Below are 24,343 nucleotides of genomic sequence, written 5' to 3'. Positions count from 1 at the left end.
TATTTATTGCACCGCCTCTTAAATGAAGGGCAATTAATAATTAAGTGGGGTCGTAAAATCAAAAATAAGGGCAATGCTTGTATCACAGTTTAAATGTGCAACAGCTTATTGAAGAAGGATATCAAAAGTTATCGATTCCACAATCAGAGACCAAGAGTGGACGGATTGCTATTTCCACGGGTGTAACCCTCCAGAACACTGTTAGGGTAGAAATTTCGGACAACGGTACGGGCATTCCGCAGGGAATACTGGATCGAATTTTTAACCCGTTTTTTACTACGAAAGCTGTGGGGAAAGGTACGGGGTTGGGAATGTCGATCGCGCACTCGATTGTGGTGGAAAAGCACAAGGGCAAGATTGACTGTATTTCGTCCATAGGATACGGAACAACTTTTAAGATTGAGATTCCGATCAACAAAGTGTATAAATAGTAGGGTACACCAGTCGATTTGAGAGTTGAGAGTTGAGATTTGAGATTGACTCCACAGTGGTAGGATGCGTCAGTCGATTTGAGAGTTGAGATTTGAGATTGACTCCACAGTGGTATTATGCGTCACCAGTTCTTGATTTTTAGGCGCGCAGCGATAAGCTGACTCACCTCCAACTTAAAGACTAAAATAGACGCAAGCTGCGAATGAAGCGGTGCTGCATCAAACCTTTAATTGTATAAAAATTGACATGATGGGATTAATCCTGGAAGCGCTGCAAGCAATGGGACACAATGTCCGCTGGATGTCTTGGAATTTGTTTTTGGCTTTAGTACCGCTGGGCCTGAGTTTTTGGCTGTTCCGCAAACCTCGATCGCGCTGGCTGCTGTGGGGTACGGGCATTCTCCTAGGCGCTACTTTTTTGCCCAGTACGCGCCATGTTTTGGCTTATCTGAAGCACATTGTGCAAGATGTGGGCAAAACTTACGTTTTGGGGGCGATCGCGATTACGCTGGCACTGATGGCTCTAGACATCTGGGTACTGCGGCAGCGTGGAGTTCGCTCTCTCCGGTGGTGGGGCGCTTTTTTCTGGTTTATTGCATTTTTGCCCAATGCGCCCTACGTTTTAACTGATATCATTCATCTGATTGAGCAGATTAAAGAGGGGAACTCGGTGTGGATTGTGTCTCTAGCTTTGATCCCGCAGTATCTGGTGTTTATGCTAGCCGGGTTTGGGGCTTACGTTCTGTCGGTGATGAATTTGGGTTACTATTTGAAGCAACAGGGTTTGAGTAGATTTATCCTGGCAACCGAGATGACTATACACGCACTTTCGGCGATCGGCATTTATTTAGGGCGATTTATCCGCTTCAACAGTTGGGATATTCTGACTAACCCCGATGTGCTGGTTAACACCGTAATGAACGATTTGATAGGCAAGCGTCCGGTTTTAGTAATGGCTGTAACTTTTGTAGTAATTGCTGTTTTATATTGGTTAATGAAACAAGTAATTTTAGGAATTAGCCAGCGATTTTACAGGAGCGAATTGCAGTCGGACTTAGCCGGCGATAGCGCAACTTCTTCCAGCTAGAGCGATTTGAGATTTGAGATTAAAGAATTGATTCAACAGATGAATCTAAGAGCTTGAACTAAGCTCCCCCATTTTTTGTCTCCACCAGTTAGCTCGGAAAACAAGTTTCCGTCTGTGGGTGAGACAAATTTTTTCGCCAAACTCCGAAATAAATTACGGCGGCCGTTTGTCACAAGACTTGATATGTTAGAACAGTGAAAGTAGTTTTGTAAACAGCAAAGATGAATCGATTTGACCGTCAGTTGTGGCAGAGATTTATTGCGATCGCCCAACCTTACTTTTATCCTTTAGAGCCTGGAGGCGGCAGAATTTTTTTAGGATTAGTGGCGCTGTTGTTGATATTTCTGTTCGCTGCTATGTTTGTGGCTGTCAGTGTTGTCAGTTTGGGTGCTCAACTCTTTTTTCCAGAGGCTTTTAACGGGGTTGCGGCTGGCTTAGCTACTTTGATCAGAGGAATTATCTACTCACCGACAATTGCGATCGTTGGTTTAATGCTCATCCTCCCGCTGGCTGCTTTTGTCTTTTTTAGAAGCAAGTTGATACCGCGCTGGAAGCAGTGGATAATGTTAGCTCTGCTGCTATTTTTGTCGCTGTCTGTTAGCGGAATTAACGTAGTCATTAGCTATATTAGTAATTTTTTCACGACAGCGCTGGCTGAAAAAGATCAGATTACTTTTTGGCGGTTTATGTGGGTTTATGCTGGAGTTTTTATTGTCGGTACCCCGATAGTTGTTATTTACGGGTATACCCAAGATAAACTGGGATTGTACTGGCGAGAGTGGATGACTGATAGTTTCCTAGGTAGTTATTTTCAAAACCGCGCTTATTACGAAATCAATTCTCAGAACGAAATCGACAATCCCGACCAGCGGATTGCTGAAGATATCAAATCTTTCACTAGCACAAGTTTAGAGTTTTTGCTGCTCATATTGGGGGCAGTTATCGATATTATTTCTTTTACAGGCATTCTGTGGTCTATTTCCAAAGGTCTTTCGCTCGGACTAATTATTTATGCTGTCTTTGGCACGACAGTCATGATATTTTTTGGCCAAAAGTTGATATTTTTGAACTTCAATCAGCTCTCCAAAGAGGCTGACTTTCGCTATGGATTGATTCACATTCGGGACAATGCAGAATCAATTGCCTTTTACCGGGGAGAAGCACAGGAATCTGTTCAGGTAAAACACCGATTTTTAGCAGCAGTTCGGAACTTTAATTTCCTAATTGGTTGGCAGCGAAATCTGGGATATTTTAGAGTTGGCTATAGATATGCAACTTATATTATTCCCTCTTTATTCCTGGCTTCTATCTACTTTGCGGGTCAGATAAAATACGGCGATATTACTCAAGCTGAATTTGCTTTTCGTCAGGCTTCAGAAGCATTTTCTTTGGTTGTATATAGTATTGAAAGCTTGAGTTTATTTGCAGCGGGAATTAATCGTTTGGCCACGTTTAATGAGTCTATAAAAAATGAAAAAAGTGCTGTACAACTAGACTTCAGAACAATCGATACAGTTATAAGTTCGCAATTGACACTGGAACACGTTACTTTAGATACTCCGAAGCATCAAAAGACTTTGATTAGGGATTTGTCGGTAGCGGTGTCGCCAGGGGAAGGACTGTTAATTGTCGGCCAAAGCGGTGCAGGGAAGAGTTCTTTGCTGCGGGCTATTGCGGGTTTGTGGGAGTCGGGAACGGGCCGTTTGGCGCGGCCGGAATTGGGGGAAATGCTGTTTTTACCGCAGCGTCCTTATATGATTTTGGGTAGTTTGCGATCGCAACTTTTGTATCCCAATACCAGCAGCGAGGTTGATGAGGAAAAATTGCGCCGCATTTTAGCATCAGTAAACTTAGCAGATTTGCCAGACCGATTGGGCGGTTTTGATGCGGATTTAGATTGGGGTGAGATTTTGTCGCTGGGAGAACAGCAACGTTTAGCTTTTGCTAGATTGTTATTGACGGAACCGAGATACGCTATTTTGGATGAGGCGACAAGTGCTTTGGATTTGAAGAACGAGCAACATTTATACCAGCAGTTGCAAGCCACTAAAACTATGTTTGTGAGTGTCGGCCACCGAGTGAGTTTAGTGAAATATCACCAGCAGGTTTTGGAACTTTTGGGCGATGGAAGTTGGCAACTGCTTTCGCCGGAAGAATACAGCGCTAGTACGAAGGTTTTTGGCTGATACAGGGCTGCTTTCAAAAATGGTAAATTTACCCGGTTTGTGGTTGGCGGTGAGTGGTGGCGCGGTTGAAGATGTATGGTTTGGTGCTATAAATTAAGCGCCGTGCCTCCACGCTACAATAGGTTTTACGGGTAGGGAAATAGCAACAATTAATGCCGAGCCATTCCCGGTTTCTCCTACCCTTTTAGATTAAAGAATTAAAGAATTGAAGAATTGGGAATGACTGATTCGGTATGGGTTTGGATCACGGGCCTACAGTTGCACTCTTTGTTTAAACTGATATCACAATCGATAATGGGGTATAAATATCTAAAACTGCCCAAACAACAAAAAGCAAGCTGAACGTTTGTAGATTCGATTCAATTGCTCGCCTGCGAGAACTCACACAATATAATAGAAGATAGATTTTTAGTATAGGCGAGATTCCTACTTTGACTACTCCGATTCCTCAAAACTTTGTGCAAACGATCGCCAAACAGCGCGGTGTCACAGATGCCGAGTTAGAAACTGTGTTTATGGCTCTCGACGGTCAATCTACGGCGACGATCGCCACAAAGCTTGGCATTAGCGACATCGCCGTTCGCAAAAGACTCGGCGAAGTTTACAAAAAGTTTCAGATCGGGGGGAACGGCCCTGGAAAGCTTTCGGAATTGAGGCATCAGTTGCTGTTTTCATACCACACCGATCAGGGAACGAGCGATTTTAATCGAGGTAAAGGCTCTCTATTGAAGATGGCGATTGGACACCGACAGGAAGATTGGGGCCAAGCACCGGATGTTTCGGTTTTTTACGGACGGACTGAAGAATTAACTACTTTAAAGCAGTGGATTCTATCAGATAATTGTCGCCTGGTAGCGCTGCTGGGTTTGGCTGGTAGCGGCAAAACAACTCTGTCGGTGCAGTTGGCAAAACAGGTACAGAATGAGTTTGATTTTGTGATTTGGCGATCGCTGCGATCGACACCAGCACCATCCGACTTCCTAGGAAGCTTAATTCAACTTTTTTCTAACCAACAAAAACCCGATGTACCCATCGACCTCAACAGCCAAATTACGCGATTGGTCGAGTATCTGCGGAAACACCGCTGTTTGGTAATTTTAGACGATTTGGAAGCGGTTCTCAGACCCGAAGAATTAGCGGGACACTACCGCGAAGGCTACGAAGGATATCGAGATTTAATTGTGCGGCTCTGTGAAGTCAATCACAATAGCTGTGTAGTCGTAGTTAGTTCAGAAGAACCTACGGAACTGGCTTTGCTGGAGGGAGAAAAAGTGCGGTCTTTAAAACCTGCTATTTCCTCGGAGATAGCCCGGGAAATTTTCCAAGAAAAAGGTTTGTGGCCTCAAGATCAAGAGTTGGAAATCTTGTTATCCCGGTACGGAGGCAATCTCTTAGCATTAAAGATTGTAGCGACAACAATTAACGAGTTTTTCGAGGGAAATGTTTTAAAGCTTTTGGAAGCAACTGCTTTATTTATTGAAGAACATATCAGCAATTTGCTGGCGCAGCAGTTCGATCGAATGTCGAGTTCAGAACAAGATATTGCCTACTGGATTGCTATTGCTCAAAGCCCGATTTCCCTGGCAACTTTACGAGAGCAGATGTTGGTCAATTCATCGCTTTCGGATTTACTGAAAAATCTCGATTCTCTGGGTCGTCGCTCGCTGATTGACAAAATCACTGAGGGCGGCGAAACTGTTTTTATGCTTCAACCTTTAATCGTGCAATATGTGACAGACCGATTAGTCGAGCAGATTCGAGCGGAGGTTTTGGAGACGGTTAAGACGCAAGGAATAGAAAGAATGCGGCTGTTGAAAACTCACAAATTGAGCATCAACGTTGCTAAACGGAAATGGGATAAAGGCGAACCAAGTATCTCTATTTTAGCAGTAGTAAAAAATCGGTTGCAAGTGTTGTTTGTGAAGACGACAGGCTCTGAAGAACCGCTAAATATCTTGAAGAAAGTTGCCTCTTATCTAGAGGATAAATCCATTCTTGAGGTGGGATATGCTAGGGAGAATCTGGCGCAAATTATTTCAGAAATTCAGCGATAAGAAAAAAGCGATCGCTTTTTGACAAAAGCGATCGCCTAATTTTCAACACAAACAGAATTCGATAAAATTATTTGACAATGCCAAAAACCGATGCAGATTCAGACCCTGTAATTTTGCCCAAAGTCGGCGCTTTTTGAGCTTGTGCAATTCTGGGAACCAAAAATCCCTTCGCATAAATCTGAGGATTGTCTTGAGCTATTTGGATATAAGATTGACGGACTGTGGCGTTCACTGCGACAGTCTTGGCATCGTAGACTTGCATCGCCATGTTGGGATAAAAACCAATGCCGACAATCGGTATCAAAAAGCAAAATGCGATCGCCACTTCGCGAGGTTTAGCATCAATAAACTGTGCATCACCAGGCAAAACGCAACTATTACCAAAACAAACCGCTTCATCCAGATTGTTTCTCTGATTCTGCAAATTTAGATCCTCAAGGTCACAAGCCGCTAGTGTCCCACAGTTGTAAAATAACTGTCGCAGCATCGAGAGCAAATAAATCGGCGTCAAAATCAGTCCTACAGCAGCCAGGAACACTGTCACCGCGCGGAAAGAACTGCTGTACATATCGCTAGTTGCGACGCCCACAAACACGGACAATTCGCTAGCAAAACCGCTCATTCCAGGGAGTGCCAAGGATGCCATCGTGCCTGCGGTAAACAAGGCAAACACTTTCGGCATGACTTTTCCAATCTCGCCCATCTCGTCCATGATCATTGTATGGGTGCGATCGTAAGTAACGCCAGCCAGGAAGAATAATACTGAGGCGATTAAACCGTGGGAAATCATTTGCAACAGCGCCCCATTGATTCCCAAATCCGTGAAGGAAGCAATACCCAACAACACGAATCCCATGTGAGAAATCGACGAATTCGCTAAGCGGCGCTTCATATTCGATTGGCCGAAGGAATTCAGCGCGCCGTAGATAATATTGACCACGCCGAGCACCGCCATAATCGGTGCAAAGTAAACGTGTGCTTTGGGAAGAAGTTCCAAATTCAGGCGAATCAGCCCGTATCCGCCCATTTTCAGCAATACGCCGGCCAGAATCATCGACACGGGAGAAGATGCTTCGCCGTGGGCATCAGGTAGCCAAGTGTGGAAGGGGAAAATCGCCAGTTTCACACCGAAGGCAATTAACAATCCCGCATAAAGCAGTAATTCTAAACCCAGTGGGTAGTCCTTCAAGCCTAGTTCTACCATGTCGAAGGTGGGGGTGCCTCCGCCGTAGAATGCCATTGCTAAGGCAGCTATCAAAATAAAGATGGAAGCGCCGGCGGTGTAAATCAAGAATTTGGTAGCTGCGTAGCGGCGGTTTTGTCCGCCCCAAATCGAGATTAGTAGGTACACCGGAATTAGTTCTAGTTCCCAGACAATGAACAGCAGCATGATGTCTTGGGCGACGAACACTCCTATTTGTGCGGAGTACATCACCAGCATCAGGAAGTAGAAGAGTCGGGGCTTGCGATCGACTTCCCATGCGGCAAAAATAGATAGCGTCGTCACCAATCCCGCCAACAGTACCAACGGAACTGAAAGCCCATCAACCGAAACAGACCAGTTGAGGCCTAAAGAAGGTATCCAGGAATATTGTTCTACGATTTGGAAACTAGAGATACTCGGATCGTAATGAGTCCAAAACACCCAGCACATTAATACAAAATCTGCAATACCTACGCCTAGCGCATACCAGCGGACGGTTTTGCCGTCTGTATCGGGCACAAAAGGGATGGCGAGGGAAGCGAGGAGGGGTAGGATGACAATTGCGGTCAGCCAAGGAAATTGATCCGCTATCATGATAGTGAGAATAAATACTTAGTTGGAAGTTACCAAGATTATAATACTAAATTTAATCAAAAATTAAGATTTGTAAATAAATCTTTTTTTTTTAGAGATATACGGAGTAAATTATCTAAACACAACTTGCTGCAAAAGTCAAGAAGTTTTGCAGCTATTAGTCAGGAGTCATTAGTCGCAGTTTAGCGGTTGACAATTACCGATGACTGATTACTCTGTTGCCATGCAGTGAAAAACTGTGGTAAATATTCAGATCGATCGAGATAAAGTCCAGAGTTGTTCGGCGAAAGATGCAATTACAGGGAGATACGCCAATTGCGATCGCCATTTTTCCGGTATACCAGATTCTCCGTAAAAAGCCCCAGCCAACTGTCCGTAAACCGCACCTGTTGTATCAGCGTCGTCGCCCAAATTCACAGCCAACAAACAGCCTTCAGCAAAAGAATCACTGTTGTAAAACGCCCAAAGTGCCGCCTCCAAAGACTTGACAACATAACCCGTACCTTTGATTTCAGGAGGTTGTCGCCGTTTAAAAGAACCCGCCGCAATCTCATCAATCTCTGCTACCAGGGAATTTTCTGCCCAATATCCCGAAATCGGACAATATCTTTCCGAAAGCAACACATCTTTAGCAACTCCATTCACAGCCCCCGCAATTAAAGCACCAAAATAACGGCAAGCATCCACACAAGTAGCAGCAGCGTGAGTAGTTCTCGAACTTTCTCCAGATTTTTCTATTACTTCTAAAGGATTTTTAGCATAAAACAAAGGCACGGGAGCCAAACGCATCATCGAACCATTGCCAGCAGTCTGAGCATCGGTAAAACCGCAGTAAGGTTTTCTTGTATCTTCAAACTTCCAAAGTGCTTGTTGCACCGTATTGCCAATATCAAAACATTCACCCGTACTGCTCAAATGTCCGTCTCGCCACCACCGCAAATAAGTTTCTAACTGATGGACTGGATCGAAACCTTGTTTCTCAATCAAACTTTCAGCCAAACAAAGCGCCATCGAAGTATCGTCCGTCCACTCGCCCGGTTGCAGTTTAAACGGGCCGCCGCCAACCATATCGTTAATAGGCGCAAACGTTCCAGGGCGACAGAATTCTAAAGTTGTTCCGAGAGCATCGCCAACTGCTAAACCAAGAAGACTGCCGCGATAACGTTCTATTTGCTGCATAACCTAATTGAAAATTAATAATTAGTAAGTGTTCTTGAATTCAAAACTATTTCTATCTGCATTTGATCTGCGTGTATAACAATCAATGCCAAAATTGTCAAATTCTCTCTTTCCCTCTTCTCTTAATTCTCTTTCTCTGTGTGTTGCGTCCTCTGCAGTTCATTCAAAAAAAATCTCGTTCACAATCGATACCAAATTTGTGAACCTCTCTCCTTCTATCTTCTGAACTCTTAATTTTCTTTCTCTGTGCCCTCTGCGCCCTCTGTGGTTCATTAAAAAAAAATCTTCTTCACAAACGAAATAGAACTGCCCTAACTGCCGTTAAAAATAAAAAAACAAGACTTTCTCCCCAAATGCTGAGCCAAAAGACGACTCAGGCTAATATTGATGTTAACCTGTCCCTACCCGAGATCAAACTGTCCCATGACACCCGATGCCTCCGCCGCAGCCGCTGCTGCCGCCCCTCAATCAACACCCGAAGTCAGCTTAGAGTTGCAAGTCCGACTCAAGACAGAAGATGGACAGCTACTGTTGCTACTCCCCCCAGAAACCAATAGCGAACCTGCAACAGCCTCCGCCTCGACTTGGACTGAACTTTGGCAGCAGCTAAAAGTCAGGCTGAATGCGGGAGAACGCTTTTGGCAGCCAAACGCAGAAGTACAATTGATGGCGAGCGATCGACTTTTAGATATCCGCCAACTCCAAGAAATCGCTGATGCACTAGCCGAAGTGGAACTGCAACTCAAACGAGTCCACACCAGTCGCCGCCAAACAGCCGTTGCCGCAGCTACGGCAGGCTATTGTGTAGAACAGCAGCCTCCGGTTTCTTCCCTGAATAAAGCCACTGCCGAAAAACCGCAATCGCTGGCGGAACCTTTATATTTGCAGATGACAGTGCGATCGGGCGTAGAAATTCGTCATCCAGGCACCGTCGTACTTTTGGGAGATGTAAATCCCGGCGGCTCAGTCATCGCCGGAGGGGATATCCTAGTTTGGGGCCGTTTGCGGGGCGTCGTGCACGCCGGTGCCGGTGGCAATACCAAAAGTGTGATTATGACCTTGCAGATGGAACCGATGGTGATTAGGATTGCTAAGTATGTTGCCAGAGGCCCAGAAACCTCACCCGCTCAGTTTTTCCCGGAAGTCGCCTATGTGACGCCTCAGGGGATTAGGATCGGCAGAGCCTCTGATTTTGACAAATCGCAGTTAGTCGGGGGTAATGAGTAATCGATAATTGGTCAGTGATAATTGGTAATTGGTCAGTGATAATTGGTAATTGGTAATACTTTTTCTTTTTAATGCTGCACTTGATAATTTTTGCCGGGGCTAAATCAGTCACTAAAGGACGCTTTAAAAATTAAGGGCAGGATTAAAAAGAATTAGTAGAACAAGGAAAGTTGTGAGTTTATGAAGTAGGGGCAAAGGCTTTCGCCGTGTCCCTACGGCGGGGATAGATCGATCGCGCGGTGTCCTTCATAAACCTGCCATCTGCTGTAATTTCCTGAATAACCGATTGCTGCCTAATTACCAAAGAATAATTGCCAATTATCAATTAACAATAAGACCAATTACCACTTAGCCATTACCAATTACCAATCACTAATTCCCAATTCCCAATAAATCTAAAATCGCTTATGGCTCGCATTATTGTTGTTACATCAGGGAAAGGCGGGGTAGGAAAAACCACCTCCACAGCCAATCTCGGCATGGCTTTAGCTAAGCGGGGGCGCAACGTTGCCGTAATTGATGCCGATTTTGGTCTCAGAAATTTAGACTTGCTGCTGGGCTTAGAAAATCGCATTGTTTATACGGCATTAGAAGTTCTCGCAGGAGAGTGCCGATTAGAGCAAGCTTTGGTGAAAGATAAGCGGCAGCCGCGCTTGGTGCTGTTGCCGGCTGCCCAAACTCGGATGAAAGATGCCATTAGCGCCGAGCAAATGAAGCAGCTTGTGGGGATGTTGGGAGCAAAATACGACTATATTTTGATCGACTCTCCTGCTGGAATTGAACAAGGTTTTCAAAATGCGATCGCCCCGGCCCAAGAAGGCATCATTGTCACCACTCCCGAAATCGCTGCTGTCCGCGATGCCGATCGAGTCATCGGCCTGCTGGAAGCCAACAACGTCAAGAAAATCAACCTGATCGTCAACCGGATCAGACCCGCAATGGTGCTGGCAAATGATATGATGTCGGTACAAGACGTGCGGGAAATCCTCGCCATTCCGCTGTTAGGCGTCGTTCCCGACGACGAGCGCGTCATTGTTTCCACAAACCGAGGCGAACCATTAGTATTGTCGGAAACGGCCTCTTTAGCTGGAACTGCCTTCGACAATATTGCCCGCCGCTTAGAAGGCGAAAAAGTTGATTTTCTAGATCTCAATCCCCGTCGCGAAAACTTCTTTACTCGCCTCCGCAAGTTCTTAAATACTAAAATTATGTGATGTGCTCATTGGCGATCGGTTTTGAACCGCAGCAAGTGCATCACAAAAACTGGTCAAGATTTTCCCTCAGTGATACCCGTTCCCCAAAAAAATGAAACTGTATGTCAACTCCAAACCCTTAGGGAATTAGTGATTCCCCAATCGAAAATCGAAAATCGAAAATGGTATGACCTTTTCTATGCCTAACCCTTGACAAACCCGCCAGACCCATGCTATCTACACTTCTCGAACGACTTTTCCCGCGCACCCCTGACAACAGCCGCGACGAGGTAAAACGGCGCCTCAAACTGGTTCTAGCCCACGATCGCTCAGAACTCAGCCCAGAAATGGTTGAGTCGATGCGCCGAGAAATTCTAGAGGTGGTGTCTCGCTACGTGGAAATCGATACCACCGGGTCTGAGTTCTCGCTGGAGAGCGACCAACGGGCCACAGCACTAATTGCAAATCTCCCGATCAGGCGCGTCAGGCTCGAACATCCACCGGAGAATTTGCCCCAGAATTTGCCCGCGAATCGGCCCGAGAATCGACCCGAATATGTACCGGAGTATGTAGTCGAAATTCTCCCCGACACTAGCGAGTGATAGGGATTGAAATTTTATTGTCAGGCAAAGAGTTCGATCGGCTCGATCGCCATTTAAATTAAACTATCTCTCTCGAATTAAAATATTGTGGTGGGCACTCTTAGGCAGCCCAAAATATGTGATTGAAAAGGGAAAAAGTTTCTGATATCTAAAAACTCCTGAAGTTAATCTTAATAACTAATGGCTCTTTCCAAAGGAGCGGGCGTGGACTATCTTAATAACTAATAGCTCTTTCCAGAGGCTCTTGTAACTGAAGTTCTAAGGGTCGGTCGGAGCGAATTTTTAAACCGGGTAACTCATGTTTGACCAACACTTTTTCGCCTGTTTCAGCAGTCGCACTCGGCAAAAGTACCCAGCGGCTGCCAAGGAAAAGAGTGCTTAAAGTTGCAGAGTTTTGAGTCAGCCAAATTATCGGCAATTTCGGCCGATTCTCAACCGCATCTTCTCCAGCATTAACCGCCGCTAAAGTTTCCAAAACTACCCGGTTCCCCGAGACGAGTCCAGTCCCGGCAGTCCAAAGTTTGACGTTTAACAGGCGCTTGCTAGCATAGAAGTACAGAGACGCAGCTACAGTCACGGCTCGTTCAAACTCTTCTGGCTGCCACGCCGCAGCGCTGTCGAGAGCAATAATAATTTCTTGACCGCCGGCTGCAACTTCTAACTCTCTTACCCGCAGTTCTCCGTAGCGGGCGCTGGTGCGCCAGTGAATTAGGCGGGTGGGGTCTCCATGGCGGTAAGGTCTGAGGTTGCGGGTGAGACCTTCGGTAGCAGTTTGCGATCGACTGCGATTGTAAAATTGCGGGCTGTCTTCTTGACCGATGCGATCGATCAAAGGGCAAGTGCTCAAGGGCAAAACTTGTGGATAGACAACCGCCACTCCTTTGGCTGGGCGACTACGCCGGCACCAAAACAACCCTAAAGGTGCCGCCGTCCTCAAGTTTACCTCTTGCCAACGATACACGCCGCGCTGCCGGACTTCTAAATAGTATGTATCCCTGTATATACTTTTAGGCTCTATGACTTCGATGGGGCGGACGACGGGTTCTCCCAATACAAACGGCAAGATGTCTACCACTTGCAACAAAGTCTTAGGTTCGCTGGCGCGATTTTCGATTTCTAGTTCGACGGTGATTTGATCGCCCGCACTCACCGGTTCGATCGGGCGGCGACGGACTTCCAGGGAACGGAGCGATTTTCCAGGCAAAACGGCCGCTACTCCCAACAGCGCCAAACCCCCACCGCTGAGCACATATAGCCACCCAGACATTGTATTAGTCGCCGACCCAAAAAAGAAAACCGTCATCCCCAAGAGCAGCCAACCCGCGTAGGCGGGGGTGACAGCACGATTTTCGAGCCAGTCAGCAATTTTGTGACCGATGTTCATAGGAGTTTAAAGTGTTAATTACTCGATCGCCCCATCAAGCCTAATTGTAAAATATTCTCAGCATTTAACACCGAACTAGCTGCGAGCGATAAGATTAGAAATCGGGCATTTTTTCGCAATAAATCTACATTGACCCCGCCCAAAAACGGATACAAGCCCCCGACACTCAGTCAGGGTCGAACCCCAAATTTTAGACTCTAGTTCATGCTCCCCGATTAATCTGTGGAGTAAATCTAAAATCTAAAATCTAAAATCTAAAATAGACTGACTGGAGACAAAAAAATGAACCCATTAAACAATCCTACACCCGTTCAACCAGAGGCTCAAGCCCGCCGACGAACACCGCCGCCACCGCCGCCCTTGGCTGCAGCAACACCCGCGCCTCCTGCACCCGCGCCTCCTGCACCCGCTCCTGCCCAGCAGCGGCCTGTTGAGACACCCGTCAGTACGATCGAACAAATGGTCAGAGATGCCCATAGCGCAGGAGCTTCCGACATTCACATTCGAGTCGGCCAAGTACCTCGATTTCGGATTCGTGGCGTGATGCAAGTAGCAACTACCCACCCTAAAGTAACGCCAGAAATTTTTGAACATTACCTAGCCGAAATTCTCACCCCCGAACAGCGAAAACAGTTTGCAACTACCAAGGAATTAGATTCAGCAATTTTTTACCCAGGCTTCGTGCGGTGTCGGCTAAACTGTTTTGATTCCCTCAGCGGCGGTGCCCTAGTATTGCGGTTGATTAGTTTGGAAATACCTACTATCGATGCCTTGAGGTTGCCAGAAGTTTTCAAAAATATCATTTTGCGATCGCAGGGATTAATATTGGTTACAGGGCCTACCGGTTCGGGGAAATCGACAACCGTAGCTGCGATGATCGACCACCTGAATCAGATGGAGCAAAAGCACGTAGTTACAATTGAAGACCCGATCGAATTCATTCACCCCTCTAAAAAATGCTTGGTCAGCCAGCGGGAAGTCGGCTTGCATACCCATGAGTTTCAGCAGGCTCTGCGCGCAGTTTTGCGTGAAGATCCGGATGTGATTTTGATCGGGGAAATGCGCGATCGCGTTACCATCAATACAGCGTTGCAAGCAGCTCAAACAGGTCACTTAGTATTGGGAACTCTCCACACTCGCAGCGCCATTAACGCTATTAATCGGTTGTTGAACCTCTACCCGCCCGAAGAACAACAGGCGATGCGGATTCAAATTTGCGATTCTTTAGTAGCGGTAATTGCCCAACTTTTGCTGCCAACTGTTGACAACCGTCGGGTAGCAGTTCACGATATTTTGGTGAATACACCTGCCATGCACGATTACTTGATGAAAGGTGCTGATGATGAAGCTTTCCGATTAATGGAACATGATACTTACGAAGGAATGCAGATTATCAACCAGGGTCTTTACAAACTGGTGCTTGAAGGCAGAGTGACGATCGAAGAAGCAGCAAAAACTTCTCCCGAAGCCAGCGATTTAGACCGTCGCTTGCGAACAGGAGGCTACGATGTTGGGGACGCTCGTGGCTTTGAAGGCAGCAAAAAAGAACGCATTGTTCGCGCCTAGTAGCAGCACACATACAGGGGTAGGCACAGCAGGACTACCCCACCCATGCAGTAACAAGATTTTCAGCAGAGGGAAATATTTGATTACGGGTTGTGTGCGTATCTTTACTTAATACTTAAATATGTTTAGTAACAAAAAATACATTTTAATTAAAAACTAAAATGCTATAATCAATATTAATTGTATTGTTAAGTTTTTTAAAGGTAGACCGTACTTTACATAAACTTTAAAATTGCGTGAAAACTCGCAGGTGATTGCAAAGAAATAGTAAAGATATGTTCGGAGTATTGCCAACACTCAGCAATTTAAGTATATAGTTGTAGTGACAAATTTTGGACAGAGAACATTCCGACTTTGCCGATATTTGCCGATCGCAGAAGTAAGCAGGTTAAAAAAGCGCTTAATAAAACTACAAGCAGAGCCGATTGCCGATATTTCCAATTAAGTAGCTTTCCGTCCAAAAAATCCTACAACCGAGCAGAGTTTTAAAGATTCTGTCCCTCGAAAATTTGTTTAACAACGCGCTTATCAGCAACCGTATTTCTACAATTTAAAGGAGCAAAAAAAGTGAAGAGTGCATTTAACCCATCAGAAGTGTTTGAAGGTGCCAGCAAAGCAGAAATAATTGAGCGCATCCAGCAGCTAGTTCCCCCCGGTTCCCCGGAACCCCAAGATCCTGAAATCCTCGCGGCTTTACAAACTCTCACCGCACAGCTAATCGCAGCCTATCAAGCCGACGGACAATTAGAAAGCGAACCTTTTAGCGATGTGCGTGGTCGCACTATTCACCTATACGCATCCGCAGTCAGCAGCCAAATCAAAGGAAAAACCATCCTCATCACCGGTGGAGAAGGATGTGTCGGTCGTTTCTTGATCGCAAAACTCCTTGAATTAGGCGCAACTAAAATCATTTCTGCAGACAACGCCCGATGTCAAAACCCCGAAGAAAATCTCCCGCTTTTTACCAGAGAAGATGCTGTAACTTTCTATGCGGCCGACATTCGCAACCTCGACGCGCTCAAACACATATTTGAGGTAGAAAAACCAGCAATTGTTTTTCACCTAGCAGCCCAACGCCAACCCGGACTAGCTGAAATCAAAATCCGAGAAACAGTTACAACTAGCCTGTTAGGATGTAAACATGTCATCCAACTCTGCGAAGAATACGGCGTAGAACACTGCATCTTCTCTTCTACAGGCAAAACATCTCGATATTTTACAACCGAAGTTTACGCCGCCTCGAAGAAGTTTGCCGAATGGCAATTTGCCAAAGCAGCTCAAGAAGGAGATGTCACTTACGGGATGGTTCGCTTTACTCATATGTTGGAAAATAGCTTGTTCTGCGAGCAAATGTCCAAAAAAGTAGAGCAAAGTAAAACTGTCAACGTTCACGCTCCCCACCGCTACGTAACTGCTCAAAATCTTTTTGAAGCCGTACATTTATTGCTAAATTCTCTGATTGTGTCGGTTCCCGGAAAACTGAAATTTGTCGCCGTGAGCAATCTCGGGTGGCCCACAGAAACATTGGAAGTAGCTCTTTATAAAATTCTTGAATCAGGCAAAAATCTGCCGATTTATTTTCAAGGACTTTTGCCGGGATACGAAGAACCGTTTTTCCTGGGACAGTTTGACTGGAAAAAACCTACAGACATTCACCTCTTAATTAATGTTTTGGAAGATCCTTTTAGAAGTGTTAACGATACGGGCGACATGGTGAGTGTAGAATTAGCTCCTTTTTCTTTGCGTGTGTTAGATAAACAAGTATCGAAACTGGAAAGCTTAATCATCGATCCTGCTTTCCCGGAAGTGCAAATCAAGCACGCTCTTGTCGCAGCGGAAAAAGAAGTGATTGCTTCCTCTTTTGCGTGGAGCGCCCCCGAAGAATTGTTGAAGATTTTGCAGTGGGGAATCAATCCGAAGAAATTGCAAGGTTACGGAACAGCAATCGCTGACTACAGCGAGATTATTGAGCTCCTACTGCAAGGAATCTGCGGGCGACTTAACAAAGAAGTCTTGCACAGTGCTGGAGTTACGACAGATGAGTTTGATGACTTAGTTGAGAGTCTTTCTACCCTGGATTTGATTCAAGCAGAAGTGGGATATTTGCGCTCGGTGTCGAGATATCTCAGAGAATTTGCACCCCCCGCACAGTTCACCAAAAAATCTGAACCTGTTGCTCTCCCCGATGCAGCGTAGCTTAAACATAGTTTTGAGTTTGGAGATTGCTTCGTGGCTGCCCACCCACAGGGGATGAATGAGTTATATCAAATCCGGTTGCACGAGCGAAATGATTGTTCACTGTTGACTGTAGAATGAGGGGTCGAAAAACTGCATGATTAAGTGTTAACTGTTGACTCGATTTTATTATTCCGATGCAACCGGATTTGATGTTAAACATCGATTAAGTTTTTAGTTGATTAAAAATAGAACACCCAGAAACCTGGTTTCTTTTAGAAACCGGGTTTTTCCAGTCTGGGCTTATTTGAGGTTTAATTAAATTGAGTGAATTAACATTGTCAGAATAGACATGATATGATATAGCCATCGTAAATCATTTGTGAGTTTCTTACTCCCTCCCCTTGATAAGGGGAGGGTTGGGGTGGGGTAAAAAGTTTACGACTCCTGCAAGGATTTCTATATTAGTGACGACCGCACAACCGCACTGAAATTAATTGGTAATAATGACGCTAGTCTTAGTAATTTTAGGATGGCTTAAGTCGTCACAAAAAATGTGAAAATGATGATTTTTGGCGTGCATGATATAATGATAGTTTAGAGAGGGTGGCTTCGTGAGTTAACAAAAGTGCAATAACCTTAAATAAACTCAATGAACGCAACAAATAAAATTAAATTAAGGTAATAGAATTTTGGAAATTAATCAGCTACTGTTCCTATTGATTGATGTTGTGCTATTGGCGATCGCCCTGATCCTTCTAATTCCCGTTGCAGTTCTATTTCTAGAATGCAGTGCAGCTTTCTTGTCCGGCCAGGGCGAGACACGGGAAAGTAAAGCACCCCGCCCCAAAGTAGCAGTTTTAATTCCTGCCTACAACGAAGCAGCAGGAATTGCTGCCACCATCTCTACCATATTGCCACAGCTAACACCTCAAGACCGCCTGTTGGTGATTGCTGACAACTGCACGGACGCCACGGCAGAAATCGCCCGTAACTCCGGTGCCAGTGCGATCGAGCGCCAAGACACCCAACGCAAGGGCAAAGGATACGCACTGGATTTTGGCTTGCAGTCGATCGAATCTGACCCCCCAGAAGTAGTCATCATGGTTGACGCAGACTGCATCTGTCAGCCAGACTCTATAGAAAAATTAGCCCGGGTTGCAGTTGCTGAACAAAGACCTGTCCAAGCAACTTATCTCATGGAACAGCCACCAAATCCTACTCCGAAAGATTCCATTTCTGCTTTAGCATTTCTTGTGAAAAACTTAGTTCGTCCCAGCGGATTAAAACAGTTAGGATTCCCATCATTACTAACAGGTACTGGCATGGCTTTTCCCTGGTCGATAATTCGATCGGTTTCCCTAGCAAGCAGCAATATTGTTGAAGATATGCAGATGAGTTTGGATTTGGCGATCGCCGGACACCCAACAGTATTCTGCCCCGAAGCAAACGTCACCGGGTGTTTACCACAGCAGCAGCAAGCAGCTAAAAGTCAAAGAACCAGATGGGAACACGGTCACATACAGACATTGTTAACTCAAACTCCCCGGCTGACAGCAGCTTCAGTCGAGCAAAAACGTTTTGACTTATTGGCGATCGCCCTCGACTTATCCGTCCCTCCCCTATCGCTTTTAGTCGCTATCTGGCTAGCTGCTTTTGCCGCCTGTTTACTAGCAGCAATTGTGGGAACATCCTCAATTCCAGCCGTCTTGTTAGGAGTACAAGGACTGCTAATTTTAGTTTCAATTGTCAGCGCTTGGGCAAAATTCGGGCGTGCCGACATTTCCGGTGCAACTCTTTTATCTGTTCCTTTTTACATCCTGTGGAAAATCCCTTTGTATCTGGGTTTTATCCTGAAGCGGCAAACCAAATGGGTGCGGACAGAACGCGATGTTTAGTATTCGGTATAGTGCGTCAGCCAGATAGTTGAGTCAACTCAAAAATCTAGTTTATGACGCACTTTACCATGAATAAACTGATAGGCAAAAAACTATAGATTTAGTATTTGTATGGTGCCTCAGCTTGGAAAGTCAGATTGGTTATCTTGGTCAGCAGCAGTAGGCTGCGGTAAACAGACTAAAATCAGTAGGAATCATATTTTGGCGTATTTCTCCAACGCTAGCCCAATGAACAAGTTGATATCTGATTGCATTTCTGCACTCTAAATAATCCTGTATGACAATTCTCGTGCAACAGACTCACGAACGTCGCTGGTGATGAGTTCCAGGTTATTAGTAGCCACTGAATTGGAATGTTCTTTCGCCAGCCCAACAAACACAAAAAATCTGAAGCTGGAAAATTCCAACTTCAGACTTTTACTAACTCCCCGGGTAGGATTTGAACCTACGACCAATCGGTTACACTTATCCCAACGTTTCCGAAGGGGGTGGACTATTTCATCATCCCTACAAATCATGTTTGTGATCTGTCGTCGGATGTCAGGCGCTATGAGATTTATTGGTTAGGCTCCTCATCTCTAGTCTCTGCACCTTTCCGGCTACTTGCGATCGCAACCGCTGCCTTTCGCCAGACTTGGCTCAAGATTGCCGCCACCCAAAGTGCTGCGGTTTCCTTGAATTCACCCGATTTTTCAGTACCCGTTACCGGATAGAGCTGCTATGTCACTAGGGCTTTTGGTTGATGCCAAAGGCTTGCATTCATTACAGCCGACCGCTCTGCCACTGAGCTACCGAGGATTGGGGGTTTTTGTTACCCACATTTACTAACAATAGCTGAACTTACTCGATTTGGCAAGGCCTTTGATAAACTTTTTTTTGTGTCATACAGCGAGCGGGTTTGGGCCGCTAATGCAGCCCCATTCTCAACTTGGCGAGGCGCTTCTGCGATTCTGGATCGAGGGAATTGGCGAGAAAGCGACTGGAGTTGTGTTTGCGGGATTTGTGCTGGCGCTCGCTGCGGCGGGCGGTGGATTCTACATCAGCCGCTAGTTGTTCGGCGGACATCCATTCGGCACCGTAGCCGACTACGGTCAATTGCTGCGCTCGGTCTGAAGTGGCGACAATCATGCGGCCTTTGCCTTTGACCGAGCGCAACTCGTAGCGCAAACTAGCACAAGATTTTTCAATATAGGTATCTGCTGTCTGACCGAAGTCAGTGTAGTGCACTGATAAATTTTTAGTAATAATTTCTTTAACGCCGGGACTATCTCGATAGTGAGCGTCAAACACCAGCCGAGCCTCAAAATCTTGAACGGCGCTGTAGTTAACTAAAACCTCAATCAACTCGCGGCGAGCTGTTTCGAGTTCGTCGCGATCGCGCTTCTCTCGGAGTCGAGGCCAAAGTCCAATTATGTTATAGCCGTCTACAAGTAAAACTGCTTGTGATACATAGGGTGACATGGTTCAAGGCTGAAGAGATCCAGCACGTATAGGACATTATTTGCATTGTTCATCAAAGCTTTTGTTCAATAATATTACCTATTGATGTGTAATTGCTAGGTTACATCGCAATAATTAAACCCCCCAGAGCCAGCTTTACCTGAGTTTTGGGGGGTTAGATTAACCTATAAATTTTCCGGCTTATTCGCCCGATTCCAGCGATACGGGCGATCGTACAACTGTCGGCAGGGATATTTTCTCAACAGCAGGAGTACAACCGAGCCACTGCACCGACAACTCCGCAAACTGCTGCGGGGGGCCGCTCACGCAAAAACGAGTCGGTAGCGCAGTACCAGGATTCCGCAGCCCCAAAAGCTCCAATTCTCTGGCAGCAGCAGCCACCACCCGTACCGCAGGATCGATCAATGTCACCCCAGCAGGCAAAAGCGAGCGAACCACCGGAGCCAACAGCGGATAATGAGTGCAGCCGTAAATCAGCGTATCGATGCGCTGCTGAATCAAAGGAGCCAAATATTCCCGAGCCACCTCACAAGTATAAGGGTCGTGAATCCGGTTTTGCTCCACCAGCGGCACAAAAGCCGGACAGCTAACCTGCCACACCAGGCAAGAATCGTCCATCTCCAAAATCGCATTTCGATAAGCATTGCTAGCAGCCGTAGCAGGAGTTGCGATGACCCCGATCCGCTTGCCTTGCTGCACCGCAGCCTGCGCCCCGGGCAGAATTACTCCCAACACCGGGATATCAAATTCAGCCTGCACCATCTCCATCGCCAAAGCAGAACTGGTGTTACAGGCCATAATCACCATTTTCACATCCTGTTCCACCAACCAGGCCATAATTTCGCGGACAAACTCCACAATTTCTGACGGCGTGCGAGTACCGTAAGGCAGCCTCGCCGTATCTCCAAAATAAAGTATTGATTCGTTGGGCAACTGTTCGTACAACTGGGTCAAAACAGTCAAACCGCCCACGCCGCTGTCAAAAATACCGATTCTTTGTTGTCCAGAGTCTGTTGTCATTTGTTAATAGTTAGTTGTCTGTTGGCAGTTGGCAGTTGGCAGTTGGCAGTTGTTAGTTGGCATTAGTCAACAGTCAACAGTCAACCGTCAACCGTCAACTGCCCATTATCTTTGTTGAAGATAAAGCAAAATGCCGCGAGCGATAGAAGCAGCCATTTGACTGCGGTAAGCTGGGTCAGAAAGTTTAGCAGCATCCTCAGCACCCGTGACAAAACCCACCTCCACCAAAACAGAAGGCATAGAAGTCTTCCTCAAAACATAAAATCTCGCCTGCCGCACCCGGCGGTCAGTCGCCCCCGTCCCTTGCAAAATACTGCCATGAATCACCCGGGCCAAATCTTCCCCGTTCTCGAAATAATAAGTCTCAATCCCGCTAATATCCGGCCGGCTCATATTAATCGAATTAGCGTGAATGCTGACAAACAGGTTAGCATTCACCCGTTCCGCCAGAGAAACTCTTGGTTCTAGGTCGATTTCGCTGTCATCAGTCCGAGTCATCACCGCCTGCACTCCCTGCTGTTCCAGCAGCCTCGCCACCTGAAAAGAGATATCCAAAACAATCTCCTTCTCCTGAATGCTCTGAATCCCGACTGCCCCCGGATCGCGGCCACCGTGACCAGGATCGATCGCTACTACGGCGCGGCGGTTAGAAGCTTGGGGCAAATCCTCGCTTCCCAAAGTCCTTCTTGGCAAAGGCGACAAATTGGGAGTGCGAGTCAAAGGTTGCTGCGCGCTAGCATTCGATCGCAACTGCAAAGACAGCAACTGCGGACTCGGCCTCGTCACCCGGCCTACCTCTACCCCTGATCGTGGCTGCACCCAAATCACCACCGTCTCCGAGTCTTCTTGGCTGGCAGTAAACGATACAGGACTGTTGGCATCGAGCTGAGGAATTTCCCCCGCTAGGGAACTAGAGGCGAGCCTGATCCAGTAAGCTCTCGACCCCTGGTCCCAGCCGCTGGTATAGGAGACTTGGCGGTCAGTTCTCACCACCAGTTGCGTGCCGTTACTGGCTAAATCAATTGACTGAACTCTCGCTAAATTTCCTTGAGCTTGTCTAGCCGGAGGATCTACAGTCAGGCTGCGGGAAACCGAGGGTTGTCGTACTACACTTCCAGGCAATAGCACAACCCCGCCCAAATTGCTCACAGAGGCCCGCCACTGAGTATTAGAATTCTTCATCCGCAAAGTCACGCGGGTAACGGGCGGGTCTGTTGGTAGTTGCCGGACTTCTATCTTGTCAACCCCGTGCTGACCGTTCGTTTGAGGCTGTTGGCTGCTTAGGCCCGGAGCTAAACTAGCTCCTTCAATATCGAGGGTGGCGATGTCCCCAGCCCGACTTTGTTGAAAATTAATTTGGGGGCGACCGCCCGCAGTGCGGACTAAAAAACCGTCCGCCGTCACCTGAACGTTCTGAACTACAGTCGCCTCGGCCGACTGGGCTTGGGATGCTGAAGGTTCAACCGATAACCTTTCTCCCCCTGGCTCTGAAATCGGATTTTGAGTTTCTCCCCGCACCGGCGTTGGCAAATCCACTGTCCACTCGCTCGGAGAAATACCCCGAAATTTTACTTGCTGAGGGTCTATAGTAAACCCGTCTCTGAGCTCGACCACAATTCTGGTCGTATCGTTGTCAAACTGCCCTACCCGCACCGATTCGATCGCCCCTGAGAGCGGTTTGCTGACCGAGGGACGACCCAGACTCGTCCCAGGCAAGTCGATTACCAACCGCATCGGGTTGAAAATCAGTTGAGCCTTGGGTTGTACTCCCCCGTCTGTTGTAATGTAAAGCCGGTTCTCTGAAGCATCAAACCGCCAAGATTGCAGTCTAGCTGCTTCGGCGGCTCCGGCGAGCAAAAATACACTTAAGAAACTCGGTAGTAGCCAGTGGAATTTCACGACAGTTTTTTCCTCGTTTGCGTTACTGCCAAAAGCTGGAAGGGCGCTGCTTGCCCGATCGGCTTTCAGCAGTTAGCCGCCAGCAGACCGGGGGCACGGGGGCCGTCAGTTGTTGGCTAAATTGACTTTTTTATGCGTTAACAGGCTCCCAAATGCCACATAGCGGCATTTTTGAACTTTCCCGTATACTTGGGGGCGATCGGTTATAAGCAGACTGAAAAATTTTTGGCACAAGGGAAGGTATTTATTTTTAGGAGCAAGAAACAAGGTGTTTCTTGAAGTTAGAAGGTACAAGTTAGAGGGTATAATTTTACCGTTCTTCCAGGGAGGGGTTTCATAGCTCTTTAATGTTGCCGAAGCTCGTTACGGCAAGGGTTATAATCCGCTTTACACTTGCGTTTTGTTCTAACTTTTCCTAAACTACCTCAATAACTTAACAACTTACCTTGGTAACAATCCGGATTTTCAACATTTAGGTAACTTTTCCAGGCTGTTAAATGTTTGTCCCACACAAACTGACCTATTCTTTGGAAAAAGCTTTTTTGCTACTTTTTTGCTAACAGATTGACAGTTAAATACAACTACATATCGCCCCTGCTCTCTTTTTTCTGATTTTTTTAATCAGGGATTTTCGGTGCTGCTTGAAACTTAGTGGGGCAATCATGATCGCGCCCCCAATTGGACATTATGATAGCTACTCCATGTTTTCAGCACTAACGCGAGAGTTTTCTGTCTTACTTGGGTGGACAATGCTTTGTCCTTTAGACCCTTTTTGAGTACACGATCGACAGCCAGAGCCTTGGTTGGTTGACCTGAGAAAAAGTTTTGACCGTAGATATAGTTATCGCAGTTGTAAAAGTTGTTGGACAGCAAGGACAATCGATCGGCTTGTGGGTAAAACCTGTGATTTGGTTTAATGACTTGCCTTTCGACTAACTGCACAACTTGGATGTGTACTACCAGTTAGAGAAGATACACTATCTTGGTGAATGTGTCAATCTCTGAGCTTCTCAAAAAAGCAACCATCAATAACAGTAGATACATGACATCACAGAAAGACGGAGACTTACTTTCCAGCAGGAGTCGCCCATAGCAAAAAAGTTGTTTAGGTTAGTTCAAGCCTCCAGATAGCGGCTGGGGAGTCAATCTTGAACCTCAAATCGACTGACTCTCAAGATAGGGA

General features: G+C 46.3%; 17 protein-coding genes. 11 read left to right on the top strand and 6 right to left on the bottom strand.

The window, feature by feature from the left end:
• Positions 1 to 95: 95 nt before the first annotated feature.
• The 4 genes from QT996_RS20130 to QT996_RS20115 all read left to right on the top strand — a co-directional run bounded on the left by QT996_RS20130 (position 96) and on the right by QT996_RS20115 (position 5,758).
• Positions 96 to 431 carry an ATP-binding protein gene (locus tag QT996_RS20130; protein WP_333048529.1) on the top strand — a complete coding sequence of 112 codons (336 nt, stop codon included), beginning with the start codon at positions 96 to 98 and terminating at the stop codon, positions 429 to 431.
• Between the two features lie 247 nt (positions 432 to 678).
• Positions 679 to 1,518, top strand: coding sequence for a DUF1361 domain-containing protein (locus QT996_RS20125; protein ID WP_333048528.1), 840 nt, complete (start codon positions 679 to 681; stop codon positions 1,516 to 1,518).
• A gap of 221 nt (positions 1,519 to 1,739) precedes the next feature.
• Positions 1,740 to 3,704 (top strand): ABC transporter ATP-binding protein/permease, encoded by a 1,965-nt coding sequence (locus QT996_RS20120; protein WP_333048527.1) that lies wholly within the window; start codon positions 1,740 to 1,742, stop codon positions 3,702 to 3,704.
• A 431-nt stretch (positions 3,705 to 4,135) separates the two neighbouring features.
• A complete protein-coding gene (locus QT996_RS20115) occupies positions 4,136 to 5,758 on the top strand; it encodes an NB-ARC domain-containing protein (protein WP_333048526.1) in 1,623 nt (540 codons plus the stop codon).
• Positions 5,759 to 5,825: 67 nt separating this feature from the next.
• Here QT996_RS20115 and QT996_RS20110 read toward each other — a convergent pair whose 3' ends face one another.
• Both QT996_RS20110 and QT996_RS20105 read right to left on the bottom strand, forming a co-directional pair.
• The gene (locus QT996_RS20110; RefSeq protein WP_333048525.1) at positions 5,826 to 7,556 is read right to left on the bottom strand and encodes an NAD(P)H-quinone oxidoreductase subunit 4; all 1,731 of its coding nucleotides are present in this window, start codon (positions 7,554 to 7,556) and stop codon (positions 5,826 to 5,828) included.
• A gap of 249 nt (positions 7,557 to 7,805) precedes the next feature.
• On the bottom strand, positions 7,806 to 8,735 hold the full coding sequence (locus QT996_RS20105) for an ADP-ribosylglycohydrolase family protein (protein ID WP_333048524.1): 930 nt from the start codon (positions 8,733 to 8,735) through the stop codon (positions 7,806 to 7,808).
• A gap of 423 nt (positions 8,736 to 9,158) precedes the next feature.
• On the opposite strand from QT996_RS20105, the gene minC reads away from it, so the two are divergent.
• The 3 genes from minC (at position 9,159) to minE (ending at position 11,757) form a co-directional block, all read left to right on the top strand.
• A complete protein-coding gene (minC, locus tag QT996_RS20100; RefSeq protein ID WP_333048523.1) occupies positions 9,159 to 9,962 on the top strand; it encodes a septum site-determining protein MinC in 804 nt (267 codons plus the stop codon).
• A 407-nt stretch (positions 9,963 to 10,369) separates the two neighbouring features.
• Positions 10,370 to 11,176, top strand: a complete 807-nt coding sequence (gene minD / locus QT996_RS20095) for a septum site-determining protein MinD (protein ID WP_006635273.1) — start codon at positions 10,370 to 10,372, stop codon at positions 11,174 to 11,176.
• A gap of 209 nt (positions 11,177 to 11,385) precedes the next feature.
• A complete protein-coding gene (gene minE / locus QT996_RS20090; protein ID WP_333048522.1) occupies positions 11,386 to 11,757 on the top strand; it encodes a cell division topological specificity factor MinE in 372 nt (123 codons plus the stop codon).
• 214 nt (positions 11,758 to 11,971) lie between these two features.
• On the opposite strand, the gene QT996_RS20085 is transcribed toward minE, so the two are convergent.
• Positions 11,972 to 13,141 (bottom strand): DUF58 domain-containing protein, encoded by a 1,170-nt coding sequence (locus tag QT996_RS20085; RefSeq protein ID WP_333048521.1) that lies wholly within the window; start codon positions 13,139 to 13,141, stop codon positions 11,972 to 11,974.
• Between the two features lie 282 nt (positions 13,142 to 13,423).
• Here QT996_RS20085 and QT996_RS20080 point away from each other — a divergent pair, with 282 nt between their 5' ends.
• The 4 genes from QT996_RS20080 (at position 13,424) to QT996_RS20065 (ending at position 19,493) form a co-directional block, all read left to right on the top strand.
• The gene (locus tag QT996_RS20080) at positions 13,424 to 14,707 is read left to right on the top strand and encodes a PilT/PilU family type 4a pilus ATPase (protein WP_333048520.1); all 1,284 of its coding nucleotides are present in this window, start codon (positions 13,424 to 13,426) and stop codon (positions 14,705 to 14,707) included.
• Positions 14,708 to 15,274: 567 nt separating this feature from the next.
• A complete protein-coding gene (locus QT996_RS20075; protein ID WP_333048519.1) occupies positions 15,275 to 16,903 on the top strand; it encodes a polysaccharide biosynthesis protein in 1,629 nt (542 codons plus the stop codon).
• Between the two features lie 671 nt (positions 16,904 to 17,574).
• The gene (locus QT996_RS20070) at positions 17,575 to 18,780 is read left to right on the top strand and encodes a glycosyltransferase family 2 protein (protein ID WP_333048518.1); all 1,206 of its coding nucleotides are present in this window, start codon (positions 17,575 to 17,577) and stop codon (positions 18,778 to 18,780) included.
• 488 nt (positions 18,781 to 19,268) lie between these two features.
• On the top strand, positions 19,269 to 19,493 hold the full coding sequence (locus tag QT996_RS20065) for a hypothetical protein (protein ID WP_333048517.1): 225 nt from the start codon (positions 19,269 to 19,271) through the stop codon (positions 19,491 to 19,493).
• 193 nt (positions 19,494 to 19,686) lie between these two features.
• Here QT996_RS20065 and QT996_RS20060 read toward each other — a convergent pair whose 3' ends face one another.
• The 3 genes from QT996_RS20060 to QT996_RS20050 all read right to left on the bottom strand — a co-directional run bounded on the left by QT996_RS20060 (position 19,687) and on the right by QT996_RS20050 (position 23,160).
• Positions 19,687 to 20,241, bottom strand: coding sequence for an NYN domain-containing protein (locus QT996_RS20060; RefSeq protein ID WP_333048516.1), 555 nt, complete (start codon positions 20,239 to 20,241; stop codon positions 19,687 to 19,689).
• A gap of 180 nt (positions 20,242 to 20,421) precedes the next feature.
• Positions 20,422 to 21,261: a glutamate racemase gene (murI, locus tag QT996_RS20055; protein WP_333048515.1), complete on the bottom strand. Its 840-nt coding sequence runs from the start codon at positions 21,259 to 21,261 to the stop codon at positions 20,422 to 20,424.
• A gap of 105 nt (positions 21,262 to 21,366) precedes the next feature.
• Positions 21,367 to 23,160 (bottom strand): N-acetylmuramoyl-L-alanine amidase, encoded by a 1,794-nt coding sequence (locus tag QT996_RS20050; protein WP_333048514.1) that lies wholly within the window; start codon positions 23,158 to 23,160, stop codon positions 21,367 to 21,369.
• Positions 23,161 to 24,343 lie beyond the last annotated feature (1,183 nt).

This window comes from Microcoleus sp. S13C4 (assembly GCF_036700865.1).
Classification (GTDB): Bacteria; Cyanobacteriota; Cyanobacteriia; order Cyanobacteriales; family Microcoleaceae; genus Microcoleus.
This window is presented reverse-complemented; position numbering and strand designations above follow the sequence as displayed.